Origin of the sequence: Nocardioides sp. YIM 152315 (assembly GCF_029210375.1) — a bacterium.
Taxonomy (GTDB): Bacteria; Actinomycetota; Actinomycetes; order Propionibacteriales; family Nocardioidaceae; genus Nocardioides.
This window is the reverse complement of sequence record NZ_JARGER010000038.1, coordinates 64,259-77,177: the sequence shown is the minus strand read 5'-3', so window position 1 is coordinate 77,177 and position 12,919 is coordinate 64,259. Positions and strand designations below refer to the sequence as shown.

Here is a 12,919-nt window from a genome sequence, read left to right as displayed (position 1 = left end):
GAGGGTCGGGCCGTGAGCACCAGCTCGATGGCCTGGTCCTTCCGCCGCGGAGACTGGTTCGGGGTCTTCGGCCCGCGCGCTGCGGTCGTGCTGCCGCCGTCCGAGCGGAGCCGGGTGGCCGCGCTGTGGGAGCTGGTCGACGACGGCGGCGGCTTCGACGAGACCCTCGACGCGCTCATCTCCTCGGGCCTGCGCGCGCTCACCGGGTTCGTGCTGGTCAGCACCGAGGGCGACGTCACGCGGGTCGTCATCCGCGGCGCCGCGCGCGCCCACCTCGCGGTCGGTGACGAGGTCCTCCACGTGGAGGGCGATGCCGCGACGACGTGGGTCGAGCGGAGCGTCCCCGGGATGACCCGGATCCGCATCGAGGTCGACGGCGAGGCCGACGCCCTCGACGGACTGGTGGACACCGGCCTGGTGCGCCTCGCCTGCGCCGAGCACCCACCCGCCGAGGTCGCGCCGACCGCCGAAGAGCCGCGGTCGGTCGAGGCGGAGATCGACCACGACGGGCTCACCCGCTACCCCGCCACCGAGCCGGTGGAGCTGCTCGGGCCACCCGCCCCCGGCATCCCCGGCCAGCCTCCCGCCCCGCCCGTGACCGCGCGCCCGGTGGCGCGCCTCGTGTTCTCCGACGGCGAGACGGTCCCGGTCGACCGGACGGTGCTGGTCGGCCGGGCGCCCGAGCCCGCCCGGTCGACGACCGACGACGCGCCGCGCCTGGTCTCGGTCACCAGCCCGCACCACGAGGTCTCCTCCACCCACCTCGAGATCAAGCCCGGCGCCGGGGCCGACCACGGCGCGGCCGTGGTCACCGACCTCGGCTCGACCAACGGCACCGTCGTCGTCCAGCCGGGCCTCCCGCCGGAGGACCTGCGTCCTGGCGTCACCGTCCAGCTCGTCCCGGGCGCCCTGGTCGACCTCGGGGACGGGGTCACCATCGAGGTCCGAGACCCGTGAGCGCGGCCGACCTCGACCGCCGGTTCTACGCCTTCGCGATCGACCGTGCCCTCGCCTGGAGCATCGACGCCGCCGCGGCCGTCGTCCTCGTGCAGCTCCTCGGGCCCGACCGCGTGTGGATCGCGGTGGCCGCCGTCGTGGGCGTGGTGCTGCTCGTCGGCGGTGCCTTCGCCGTCGTCCTCGGCCGCACCGGCGCCACGCCGGGCAACGCGATCGCCGCGATCCGCGTCGTCCGTGAGGGGAGCGGCGCGCCGGTCGGCGTACCCGCCGCACTCCTGCGCCAGCTCGTGCTGGGCCTCGCGACGCTGCCCACCCTCGGGCTCGGCGTCGCCACGCTCGCCTGGACCGCCGCGATGGACTCCACCGGCCGCCGCCGTGGCTGGCACGACCACCTGGTCGGCTCGGTCGTCGTCGACGTACGTCCCGTCCCGGAGGCGCAGCCCGAGCCGGACACCGGACCGCGGCACGTCGTCAACCTCACCGCGCTGCGCCTGGTCCCCGTTCCCGCGCAGGCGCCGGTCACCGCGCCAGCCCCGGTGCACCGCCCGGCGAGCCCTCCGCCGGCCGGCCCGCCGCCCATCGACCCGCCCGCCGACCCGCCCGCCGACTCACCCGCACCGCGGCATGCGGCGGACGACGCGCCGACGCCTGCGCCCGCGCGCCAGCAGCTGGGCTACCCGCTCGTCCCCGAGCCGCGCCCCGAGCCGGCCCCAGCCGCCGGCGGCGCGCACGCGTCGCCCGCGACGGCCGAGCCGCCGGCTCCGCCGCGCTGGCGGATCGGCTTCGACTCGGGCGAGTCGTTCGTCGTCGAGGGGCTGGTGCTGGTGGGCCGCCGCCCCGAGCCGCGCGACGGCGAGGAGGTGCGCCACCTGGTGCCGCTGCCGTCGACGGACATGTCGCTCTCCAAGACCCACGCCCAGCTCCAGGTCGCGGCCGACGGCGCCCTCGTCGTCATGGACCGGGGGTCGACCAACGGCTCGATCCTGATCCGTCAGGGCGTGCCCCGCGGGCTCCCGTCCGGCAAGGCCGCGACGCTCGTCGACGGAGACCGGGTCCGGTTCGGGGATCGCGAGCTGAGCGTCGTCCGCGAGGCCTGACACCGCCCGCCGGCCCCTCCCGGCGAGCGCGGAAACGCTCTACATTGGCTTGTCATGACCTTCGAGTACGAGCACTCCGTCACGACGACTGCGAGCCCGGCCGAGGTCTGGGCTCTGTGGAGCGACGTGGGCAGCTGGCACTGTTGGGATCCCGCCGTCGAGCGCGTGGCGCTCGAGGGCCACTTCGCCGAGGGCGCGGCCGGCACGATGTGCCTGGCCGGCGGGGTCGAGGCGCCGTTCATGCTCGAGATCGTCGAGCCGCACGCGCGCTACCTCGACCGCCTCACGATCGGTGACCTGACCATCCGCGTCGACCACCAGCTCAGCGCGGTCAACGGCACGACCCAGGTGCTCGTCCGCACCACCATCGAGGGCGACGGCGCCCACGACATCGGGTCGGTGGTCACCGGTGACACGCCGAAGGCCCTCGAGGCGCTGGTCGGCCTGGCCGAGAAGAAGGGCTGAGGGGCGCGGGCTCGCGCAACGACGGACCAACCTCGGCGGCGTAGGTTCCCGCCATGGACGCCTACGCCGCCGGAGATCACCAGCCGCCGCTCCTCGAGGAGGCGATCGGCGCCAACTTCGATCGCACCGTCGCGGCCCACCCCGACCGCGAGGCGCTGGTCGAGGTCGCGAGCGGGCGACGCTGGACCTGGGCCGAGCTCGACCGCGACGTCGACGACCTCGCCCGCGGGCTGGTGGCCGCCGGCCTCGAGAAGGGGGACCGCCTCGGCGTCTGGGCGCCCAACTGCGCCGAGTGGACCATCACCCAGTACGCCACCGCCAAGCTCGGCGTCATCCTGGTCAACGTCAACCCGGCCTACCGCACCCACGAGTTCGCCTACGCCGTGAACCAGTCCGGCCTGCGGATGCTGGTGGCCGCCTCGAGCTTCAAGACCAGCGACTACCGAGCGATGGTCGAGCAGACGGCCGACCAGACACCGACCCTGCAGCGGGTCGTCTACCTCGACACCGACGACTGGACCCAGCTGGTCGAGTCGGGCCGCGTGCTGCCCGAGGGAGTGGTGGCCGAGCGACTGGCCGCCACGGCGCCCGACGACCCCGTCAACATCCAGTACACCTCGGGCACCACCGGTTACCCCAAGGGCGCGACGCTCAGTCACCGCAACATCCTCAACAACGGCTACTTCACGACCGAGCTGATCAGCTTCACCCACGAGGACCGGCTCTGCATCCCGGTGCCCTTCTACCACTGCTTCGGCATGGTGATGGGCAACCTCGGCTGCACCACCCACGGCGCGACGATGGTGATCCCCGCGCCCGGGTTCGACCCCGAGATCACGCTGCGCACCATCGCGGCCGAGCGCTGCACGGGCGTGTACGGCGTACCGACGATGTTCATCGCGATGCAGCACCACCCCACGTTCGCCGACCACGACCTCTCGTCGCTGCGCACGGGCATCATGGCCGGCTCGATCTGCCCGGTCGAGGTGATGAAGCGGTGCGTCGACGACATGCACATGGCCGAGGTGGCGATCGCCTACGGCATGACCGAGACCAGCCCGGTGTCGTGCCAGACCCGCGTCGAGGACGACCTCGAGCGGCGTACCGCGACGATCGGCCGCGTCCACCCGCACGTGGAGGTCAAGGTCGTCGACCCCGTCAGCGGCGAGACGCTCGAGCGCGGTGAGCCCGGCGAGCTCTGCACCCGTGGCTACTCGGTGATGCTCGGCTACTGGGACGACCCGGCGAAGACCGGTGAGGCCATCGACGCGGACGGCTGGATGCACACCGGCGACCTCGCCGTGATGCGCGACGACGGCTACTGCAACATCGTCGGCCGCATCAAGGACATGGTCATCCGGGGCGGTGAGAACGTCTACCCGCGCGAGATCGAGGAGTTCCTGTACTCCCACCCGGACATCGAGGACGTGCAGGTGATCGGCGTGCCCGACGAGAGGTACGGCGAGGAGCTCTGCGCCTGGATCAAGATGAGGGACGGTGCGGCGCCGCTGGACGCCGACGCGGTCCGCGCCTTCGCTACCGGCAAGCTCGCCCACTACAAGATCCCGCGCTACGTGCTCCTCGTCGAGGAGTTCCCCATGACCGTCACCGGCAAGATCCGCAAGGTCCAGATGCGCGAGGAGTCGGCGCGTCAGCTCGGCCTGCGCTGACCCGCCCGAAACTTCGCGCCGACCCGCCCGAAAGTTTCGGGCGGGTCGACGTCCTAGGCTGGGCGCATGTCCGCACAGCAGCTCGTCGTGGGGTTCGACCTCGACCTGACGCTGATCGACACCGCACCCGGGTTCCGGGACGTGCTGACGGCACTCGGCACCGAGCTCGGCGTCGACTTCCCGGTGGAGGCGATGTCGGCGAGGCTCGGCCCGCCGCTCGAGATCCTGTTGGCGCCGCATCTCGACGCCGAGGCGATCCCGGCCGCGAGCGATCGGTTCCGCGAGTTGTACGCCGTCCACGCCATCGCCCGCACGCCGGCGCTCGGCGGGGCCCACGAGGCGCTGGCCGCCGTACGACGGCACGGCGGCCGCAACGTGGTGGTCACCGGCAAGTACCCCGCCAACGCGCAGCTCCACCTCGACCACCTCGCCTTCGACGTAGACCACCTCGAGGGGTGGGTGTGGGGCGTCGGCAAGGCCGACGTGCTGCGCCGCGAGGGCGCGACGATCTACGTCGGCGACCACGTCCACGACGTCGAGGGAGCCCTGGCCGCAGGGGCGACCAGCGTCTCCGTGCTCACCGGCGGCTGCACCCGTGAGGAGCTGCTCGAGGTCGGCACCCACGTGGTGCTCGACAGCCTCACCGACTTCCCGGCCTGGCTCGACGAGCACCTGCTCGACCTCCGCCTCGCCGCCCTCGACGCCGACCTGCGCGAGCGCGGCTCGGTGCTGGTCGCCTACAGCGGCGGAGCGGACAGCGCGTTCCTGCTCGCCGCGGCCGTCCGGGCGCTCGGGTCCGAACGGGTCGCGGCCGCGACCGGTTACTCCCACTCGCTGCCGATGGCCGAGCGCGACCCGGCCCGCAGCTTCGCCGAGTCGCTCGGCGTCGCGGTGCTGACCCCGGAGACCCACGAGATCGAGCGCGAGGGCTACCGCGCCAACGGCGCCGACCGCTGCTACTTCTGCAAGGCCGAGCTGCTCGACGTCCTCACCCCGCTCGCCGCCGAGCGAGGACTCGCCCACGTCGCCACCGGCACGAACGCCGACGATGCCGTCGCCGGCTTCCGCCCCGGCATCCGCGCGGCCGACGAGCGCGGCGCCGTCGCGCCGTTGCGCGACGCCGGGCTGACCAAGCAGCAGGTGCGCGCGGCGTCCCGCCGCTGGGGGCTGCCGACCTGGGACAAGCCCGCGGCCGCGTGCCTCTCCTCCCGGATCGCGTACGGCGTGGAGGTCACGCCCGGGCGGCTCGGCCGGGTCGAGCGCGCCGAGGTCGCTGCCCGCACCGTCCTGGCGGGTGCCGGCCTGGTCGACCTGCGGGTCCGCGACCTCGACGACCGCGCGTCCGTCGAGGTCGACGCGGCGCTGCTCCCGCTCGACCCCGAGACCGAGGCCGGGCTCCTCGACGCCGTACGCGGGTCCGGGTTCGCGGAGGCGACCGTCGACCCCCGCGGATTCCGTTCGGGCTCCATGAACGAGGCGCTATAGGCTGTGCCGTCCGGCTCGCCGGAGCAGAGCAACCGCAAGCAAGAAGAGGTCAGACCCGTGCCCACTGGCAAGGTGAAGTGGTTCGACGCCGAGAAGGGCTTCGGCTTCCTGTCGCAGGAGGACGGACCCGACGTCTACGTGCGCGCCGAGGCGCTGCCGGAGGGGACGACGTCGCTCAAGGCGGGCACGCGCGTCGAGTTCGGCATCGCGCAGGGGCGCCGCGGCGACCAGGCGCTGCAGGTCCGGGTCCTCGACCGGCAGCCGTCGGTCGCGCGCGGCCAGCGCGAGGCGAAGCGCCGCAAGCCCGAGGAGATGGCGCCGATCGTCGAGGACCTGATCCGGCTCCTCGACGGCGTCGGCGAGGCCTACCGCCACGGGCGGCACCCCGACGCGCGCACGGCCAAGCCGGTCGCGAAGCTCCTGCGGGGCCTGGCCGACGAGCTGGAAGCCTGATCAGGCCAGCACGCTGACCGTCACGGTGCCGCCCTCGTCGATCACGCTGCCGAGGGCGGGCTCGACGTCGAGCAGGCTGCCGCTCGGCAGGGTGGTGCCGGACCCGGCGTCGTCCCGGGCGGACGGCTCGACCTCGACCACCTCGACCCGCAGGCCGGCCCGCTCCAGGGTGCGCACGAGCGCGTGGGCCGCGCGCGGCTCCGCGCCCCAGGTGGGCGTCCATCCGTCGACGTCGAGCGGGACGGTGGTCTGTCCCTCGGGCAGCACCCGCAACGAGTCGCGGATCTCGTCGTAGTCGCCGTCGGCCGCGTCGGCGACGGTGATCGCGAGGACGACGCCCTCGGACGGTACGGCGAGCACCCGGCGGCACACGCCCGGGAACCAGCCGTCGCAGCCGTCGAGCTCGAGCACCTCGCGCCCGTCGACCTCGCCGGCGGGCTCCATCCTGGTGAGGAGGTGCTCGCCGTACCCGTGCCCCGACTCGAGGACCGCCAGCGTCGACGCCGCCCGCACCTCCGACGGCGCCGGCTCGTCCGCGCAGTCGGTGAGGGCGCCCGAGTCGAAGTAGACGGTGTCCTCCACCGGCTCGAGGCACTGGGTCTCGCCGGTCGTCCACCAGTCCGGGACGGCCACGACGACGCGCCCGGACCCGACCCAGCGGGTGCCCTCGGGAGCGTCGCTCGCCGGGCCGTCGCCCTGGCCACATCCGGTGAGCACGAGCCCCAGGGCGACGGTGGCGAGGGCACGTGCGGTCGTCATGCCTGGGTGGACGGGCAGCCGGCTCGGGCGGTTCCCGGTCAGTTGCCGGTGCGGACCCCTCGCGCCATCCGTCTCGGGTGGCGGGCGAAGACGAATACGCTCCACGCAGCGAGCACGGCGATCGCCACGCCGAGACCGAGTCGCGCCGGGTCGATCGGCATCGCGATGCCGACGAAGCCGCCGATCACCCAGGCGAGCTGGAGGGTGGTGTCGCTGCGCGCGAACGCACTCGCCTGCACCCGGTGCGGTACGTCGCGCTGGATCGTCGCGTCGAGGGAGAACTTCGCCAGCGCCTGGCCGAGCCCGGCCACCAGGCCGAGCAGCGCGAGCGCGAGCACGCCGTAGAAGAGGAAGCCGAAGACCACCACGGCGATGTCGACGACCAGCACGGCCGAGACCGTGACCGCCGGGTTGATCCGCTTCAGCATCGACGCGGCCACCACGCCGAGGAAGTTGCCGGCGCCGGCGCCGCCGACCACCAGGGCGGTGAGGAGCTCGACGCTCCAGCCGTCGATCGGGTTCTGGCGCAGCTGGAAGGCCATGAACATGATGAGGAAGCCCGACATCCATCGCGGCCCGCAGTTGGCGCGCAGCGCGTAGGCCACCGCCGGGGGGATGCGCACGCTTCCGGTGCGGGCCTTGCCCTCGTCGCCGCGCAGCAGCAGGTCGCCCTCGCCCTCGCTGGAGTCGACCCGCTTGGGGAGCCGGATCGCGCCGATCGTCGCGGCCACGAAGAGCAGGAACGCGTAGCGCAGCACCCACTCCGGTCCGGCGAGCGAGGCGAGTCCCGCGATCGGCGCCGAGACGGCCACGCCGACGATCCCGGACATCGACACCCGCCCGTTGGCCTTGACGAGGGTGAACTCGTGGGGGAGCAGGCGCGGTACGGCGGCGGCGCGCGTCACGCCGTACGCCTTGGACGCGACCAGCACGCCGAGGGCGGCCGGGAACAGCCAGGCCGACTCGGTCACGACGGCGCCGGCGAGCACCCAGCACAGGAACGCCCGGATCGCCATGGTCGCGCCGATCGCCCAGCGCCGGCCGTGGGCGAACCGGTCGAGGAACGGGCCGATCAGGGGCGCCACGACGGCGAACGGCAGCATCGTGAGCCCGAGGAAGAGCGCCACCTGGCCGCGCGCCTCTCCGGAGGGCACCGTGAAGAAGAGCGTGCCCGCGAGGGAGATCGCGACCGCCGCGTCTCCGGCGGTGTTGAAGAAGTGCATCTGGATGAGCCGGGACAGCCCGGACTCGCCCGCGCCCTGCGCGTCGGCCGCCCGCTTCGCGGTCCGCATGGTGGCGCGTCCGGCCCGGCCGGCGCCCCGTGCGGTCGCCCCGAGGCCGCGTGCGACCCGGGACGCGGGCCCGTCGGCGGCCTGCTCCGGGTGCGGGTCCCGCCAGCGTTGCTCGTCGGTCGACGAGTCGGGTTGCTGGGGGGTCATGCCCCCATCCTGCCCGGTCCGGCCAGCCCCGACCTGACAGCGACATCGCTCATGGGCCATGATTTCGTCTCGTGATCGCGATCGCTCGCCCCAAGCCCGACGCCGCCACCGTGGCGGCCGTCGACGTGGCCCGGGCCGCCCTCCTGGAGGAGGTCGGCGCCGCCGACGTCGGCGAGCACCTCGGACAGCTCGTCGAGGGGGAGCGGGTGGCCACCCACCTGTTCGCCTGCGAGCGGTCGGGGTACGTCGGCTGGCAGTGGTCGGTCACGGTCGCACGCGCCAGCCGGCAGAAGTCCGTCACGGTCGACGAGATCGTGCTGGTGCCCGGCGACGCCGCGATCGTCGCGCCGTCGTGGGTGCCCTACCGCGAGCGCATCAAGCCCGGCGACCTCTCGCCGGGCGACCTGCTGCCCGTCGCGGACGACGACCCGCGGCTGGTGCCGACGTACTCCTACGGCGACGACCCGCTCGATGCGGACGACCGGGCGCAGGTCCGCCGGGTGGCGCAGGACCTCGGCCTCGGTCGCGTCCGCACGCTGTCGCCGGAGGGTCGTGAGCTCGCCGCTCAGCGCTGGTACGACGGCGACGGCGGCCCCGAGTCCCCGCTGGCGCGCTCGGCACCCGACAGCTGCACGACCTGCGGCTTCCTGGTGCGCGTCGCCGGGCCGCTGGCGGAGCAGTTCGGCGTGTGCGCCAACGGCGACGCCAACGACGACGGCCGGATCGTCTCCTTCGACCACGGCTGCGGTGCGCACTCCGAGGTGCGGCTCGCCAAGAAGCACGAGCCGAGGCCGCTCCCGGAGCCGGTGGTCGACACGATGACCCCCGACGAGATCGAGTCCTTCTGAGCCAGTCCTACGCGTCGCCCTCGACCTCGGCGATCGCCGCGTCCCGCTCGTCGCGCGACTTGCGCCGGCGCCGGCAGAACTCCAGCCCGATCAGGCCCAGGCCGAGGCCGGCCATGCAGGTCCACAGCCACCACACCCGGCCGGACTCCTCGAGACGGCCGTAGAACGGCAGCAGCGCCACGAAGGCGATCAGCCACAGCGCCGAGCCGACCTCGACCGTCCGCACGCCGTCGACGTCCATCGGCTCGACGTTCGCCACGAAGTAGGTGCGGTTGCCGATCTCGTGCTGCATCGGCCGGTCGTCGAGCGGTTCCACGACGGACACGGTAGTCGACCCGCTGAATCTTCTGCGATGCTGCCGCCGTGACCTCCCAGACCACGGCCGCCCCCGGTGGCATCGACCGCTTCTTCAAGATCAGCGAGCGCGGCTCGACCGTCGGCCGCGAGGTGCGCGGCGGCATCGTCACCTTCTTCACGATGGCCTACATCATCGTGCTCAACCCGCTGATCCTCGGCTTCGCGACCGACGAGGACGGCCAGGTGCTCGGCGGGGGCACCGAGCCCAACCTCGCGATGATCGCCGCCGGCACGGCGCTGGTCGCGGGCGTGATGACGATCCTCATGGGCGTGGTGGCCAACTATCCGCTCGCGCTGGCCACCGGCCTGGGCCTCAACGCGTTCGTCGCCTTCTCGATCGCCAGCCAGATGACCTGGGCCGACGCCATGGGCCTGGTCGTCATCGAGGGCCTGCTGATCCTCGTGCTGGTGCTCACCGGATTCCGTCAGGCGGTCTTCCACGCAGTGCCCGCGCAGCTCAAGGTGGCGATCTCGGTCGGCATCGGCCTCTTCATCGCGCTGATCGGCTTCGTCGACGCGGGGTTCGTGCACCGCATCCCCGACGCCGCCAACACCACGGTGCCCGTGCAGCTCGGCGCGACCGGGCAGCTGTCCGGCTGGCCGGTGCTGGTCTTCGCGATCGGCCTGCTGCTCGTCATCGCGCTGTGGGTGCTCAAGGTGCGCGGCGCGATCCTGATCTCGATCGTCGCGACCACCATCCTCGCGATCGTCGTCGAGGCGATCGGCAGCCCCAAGGCGTGGAGCCTCACCGTGCCGGCGTGGCCCGACAAGGTCTTCGACTCGCCGGACTTCGGCACCGTGGGCGAGTTCAGCCTGCTCGGCTCGTTCGAGAACGCCGGCGTGGTCACCGCGATCCTGCTGGTCTTCACGCTGATGCTCGCGGACTTCTTCGACACCATGGGCACGATGACCGCGATCGGCGCGGAGGGTGGCCTGCTCCAGGAGGACGGCACGCCGCCGAACACCCAGCGGATCCTGGTCGTCGACTCGCTCGCCGCCGCCGCCGGAGGCGCCGCGGGCGTGTCGTCGAACACTTCGTACATCGAGTCCGCGTCGGGCGTCGGCGAAGGTGCGCGCACCGGGCTCGCGTCGATCGTCACCGGCGTGCTCTTCCTGCTGGCGATCTTCGTGGCACCCCTGGTCGCGATCATCCCGTCCGAGGCGGCGGTCCCGGCCCTCGTCCTCGTCGGCTTCCTGATGATGCAGCAGGTGCGCGCGATCGACTGGGACGACCTGGAGATCGCCATCCCGGCCTTCCTCACGATCGTGCTGATGCCGTTCACGTACTCGATCACCGTGGGCATCGGCGCCGGCTTCATCGCCTACGTCTTCCTCAAGCTGGTCCGCGGCAAGGTCGCCGCCATCCACCCGCTGATGTGGGTGGTCGCGGCCCTCTTCATCGTCTACTTCTTCATCGATCCGATCACCGACCTGCTCACCTGACGCCGACTCGGCATTGGCGGAGCCCCACCACCAGGAATAGTTAGCACGGGTAATGAGTTACGCTAACGATATGCCTACCGTGGAGAAGGTCGTCCGCAGCGACGCCGGGCTCGCCAGCGAGCTTCGGCTGTCAGTGATGCGGCTGCGCCGCCGGCTCGCCGTCGAGCGGCACCCCGACAACGAGCTGAGCATCAACCAGATGAGCGTGCTCGGCGTCCTGGCCCGCCGGGGCGCGATGTCGGTCGGCGAGCTCGCGACGGCCGAGAGGGTGCAGCCACCCTCCATGACCCGCACGGTCAACTGCCTCGAGGAGAGCGGCGACGTCGTCAAGCGTCCTCACGAGACCGACCGTCGCCAGATCGTCGTCGAGATCTCCGAGCAGGGCCGCGGCCGCGTCGCCGCCGACCGCGACCGCCGCGACGCCTGGCTCGCCCGCTGCCTCCTCGAGCTCACCCCCGCCGAGCGGGCGATCCTCCGCCGCGCCGCCCCGATCCTCGACAACCTCGCCCAGAAGGACTGATCACCACTACATGAGCCCGACGTTCCGCGCGCTCCGCAGCGCCAACTACCGGATGTACTTCGCCGGAAGTGTGGTGTCGAACGTCGGTACCTGGATGCAGCGCGTCGCCCAGGACTGGCTCGTGCTCCACCTGCCCGGCAACAGCGGCACCGAGCTCGGCATCACCACCGGGCTGCAGTTCCTGCCCGTGCTGCTGCTGAGCCCGTACGCCGGGGTCGTGGCCGACCGCTTCCCGAAGCGGCGGCTGCTCCAGGCGACCCAGGCGACCATGGCCCTCGCCTCGCTCGTCCTCGGCCTGGTCGCGGTCCTGGGCGTGGCCGAGACCTGGATGGTCTACGCCATCGCCTTCGTCTTCGGCATCGGCGCCGCCTTCGACGCCCCCGCCCGTCAGTCGTTCGTCTCCGAGATGGTCGGACCCGACGACCTCACCAACGCCGTCGGCCTGAACTCGGCGGCCTTCAACGCCGCGCGGGTGCTCGGGCCGGCGCTGGCGGGCCTGATGATCGGCGTCCTCGGCGGCGGGGCGGAGGCGACCGGCTGGGTCATCCTGGTCAACGCCGTCTCCTACCTGGCGGTGATCGGCCAGCTCGAGCGGATGAACACCGCGCTGCTGACCTCGCCCGAGCCGCGCGGCCGGACCCCGGGCATGCTGGTCGAGGGCGTCCGCTACGTCCGCAGCCAGCCGAAGCTGGTGATGATCCTGATCATCGTGTTCTTCGCCGGCACCTTCGGCATGAACTTCCAGATCACCTCCGCCCTGATGGCGACCGACGTGTTCGGCAAGGGCGCGGGGGAGTACGGCATCCTCGGCTCGGCCCTCGCGATCGGCTCGCTGACGGGCGCGCTGATGGCCGCGCGGCGGGTGCGGATCCCGCTGCGGCTGCTGGTCGGGGCCGCAGTGGCCTTCGGCGTCGCCGAGATCGTGGCCGGGCTGCTGCCCTCGTACCTCACGTTCGCCCTGTTCTGCCCGCTGATCGGCTTCTTCACCCTGACCATGCTCAACTCCGCCAACGCGACGATGCAGCTGGAGTCGCCGCCGGAGATCCGTGGCCGCGTGATGGCCTTCTACTTCACGATCGTCATGGGCGGCACGCCGATCGGGGCACCGATCATCGGCTGGATCGGCCAGCACCTCGGTGCCCGCTGGACCTTCATCCTCGGCGGCGTGCTCACGCTCGTGGGCGTCGCGCTGGCGGTCGCGGTCTACGCCCGCCTGCAGGGCTTCGAGCCGGCCGGCGCCGTCCCGCGCTGGGCGGCCCCGCGCCGGGTTTTGACCGGTGTCAGGGGCGCGGGTAGCCTTGTTCCTCGTGTCTGGGACAACCAGGCCGTTGCGCGTGCCCGGAATAAGTCGGAAGGACAGGCTCCCGACCCAGGCGCGGAAGCCCCTCTCGACGAGACCCTCTCCGGAAGCTCTCGCTGAGGAGCG

At 72.7% G+C, this 12,919-nt stretch carries 13 protein-coding genes; 10 read left to right on the top strand and 3 right to left on the bottom strand.

All coding sequences use genetic code 11. From position 1 onward, the window contains the following. Positions 1-12: 12 nt before the first annotated feature. The 6 genes from PZ894_RS14760 to PZ894_RS14735 all read left to right on the top strand — a co-directional run bounded on the left by PZ894_RS14760 (position 13) and on the right by PZ894_RS14735 (position 6,127). Positions 13-957, top strand: a complete 945-nt coding sequence (locus tag PZ894_RS14760; RefSeq protein ID WP_275745916.1) for an FHA domain-containing protein — start codon at positions 13-15, stop codon at positions 955-957. Beyond that, positions 954-2,054: an RDD family protein gene (locus PZ894_RS14755; protein WP_275745915.1), complete on the top strand. Its 1,101-nt coding sequence runs from the start codon at positions 954-956 to the stop codon at positions 2,052-2,054. The genes PZ894_RS14760 and PZ894_RS14755 overlap by 4 nt, the downstream gene beginning before the upstream one ends. 54 nt (positions 2,055-2,108) lie before the next feature. Further along, positions 2,109-2,519: an SRPBCC family protein gene (locus PZ894_RS14750; RefSeq protein WP_275745914.1), complete on the top strand. Its 411-nt coding sequence runs from the start codon at positions 2,109-2,111 to the stop codon at positions 2,517-2,519. A gap of 53 nt (positions 2,520-2,572) precedes the next feature. Further along, positions 2,573-4,189 carry an AMP-binding protein gene (locus PZ894_RS14745; RefSeq protein WP_275745912.1) on the top strand — a complete coding sequence of 539 codons (1,617 nt, stop codon included), beginning with the start codon at positions 2,573-2,575 and terminating at the stop codon, positions 4,187-4,189. A 66-nt stretch (positions 4,190-4,255) separates the two neighbouring features. Then, positions 4,256-5,674 (top strand): ATP-dependent sacrificial sulfur transferase LarE, encoded by a 1,419-nt coding sequence (gene larE / locus PZ894_RS14740; RefSeq protein WP_275745911.1) that lies wholly within the window; start codon positions 4,256-4,258, stop codon positions 5,672-5,674. 57 nt (positions 5,675-5,731) lie between these two features. Continuing rightward, positions 5,732-6,127, top strand: coding sequence for a cold-shock protein (locus PZ894_RS14735; protein WP_275745910.1), 396 nt, complete (start codon positions 5,732-5,734; stop codon positions 6,125-6,127). Here the strand turns inward: PZ894_RS14735 and PZ894_RS14730 are convergent, their stop codons facing one another. Next, positions 6,128-6,886 carry a hypothetical protein gene (locus tag PZ894_RS14730; protein ID WP_275745908.1) on the bottom strand — a complete coding sequence of 253 codons (759 nt, stop codon included), beginning with the start codon at positions 6,884-6,886 and terminating at the stop codon, positions 6,128-6,130. Between the two features lie 38 nt (positions 6,887-6,924). Beyond that, positions 6,925-8,325, bottom strand: a complete 1,401-nt coding sequence (locus tag PZ894_RS14725; protein ID WP_275745906.1) for an MFS transporter — start codon at positions 8,323-8,325, stop codon at positions 6,925-6,927. Between the two features lie 71 nt (positions 8,326-8,396). Between PZ894_RS14725 and PZ894_RS14720 the strand changes: the two genes are divergently transcribed. Further along, positions 8,397-9,173 (top strand): DUF3027 domain-containing protein, encoded by a 777-nt coding sequence (locus PZ894_RS14720; protein ID WP_275745904.1) that lies wholly within the window; start codon positions 8,397-8,399, stop codon positions 9,171-9,173. 7 nt (positions 9,174-9,180) lie between these two features. On the opposite strand, the gene PZ894_RS14715 is transcribed toward PZ894_RS14720, so the two are convergent. Beyond that, positions 9,181-9,489, bottom strand: coding sequence for a DUF2530 domain-containing protein (locus PZ894_RS14715; protein ID WP_275745902.1), 309 nt, complete (start codon positions 9,487-9,489; stop codon positions 9,181-9,183). A gap of 47 nt (positions 9,490-9,536) precedes the next feature. On the opposite strand from PZ894_RS14715, the gene PZ894_RS14710 reads away from it, so the two are divergent. The 3 genes from PZ894_RS14710 to PZ894_RS14700 all read left to right on the top strand — a co-directional run bounded on the left by PZ894_RS14710 (position 9,537) and on the right by PZ894_RS14700 (position 12,913). Next, on the top strand, positions 9,537-10,973 hold the full coding sequence (locus PZ894_RS14710) for an NCS2 family permease (protein ID WP_275745900.1): 1,437 nt from the start codon (positions 9,537-9,539) through the stop codon (positions 10,971-10,973). 70 nt (positions 10,974-11,043) lie between these two features. Then, positions 11,044-11,493, top strand: a complete 450-nt coding sequence (locus PZ894_RS14705; protein ID WP_275745898.1) for a MarR family transcriptional regulator — start codon at positions 11,044-11,046, stop codon at positions 11,491-11,493. 10 nt (positions 11,494-11,503) lie between these two features. Then, positions 11,504-12,913, top strand: a complete 1,410-nt coding sequence (locus PZ894_RS14700) for an MFS transporter (protein ID WP_275745896.1) — start codon at positions 11,504-11,506, stop codon at positions 12,911-12,913. Positions 12,914-12,919: the final 6 nt, after the last annotated feature.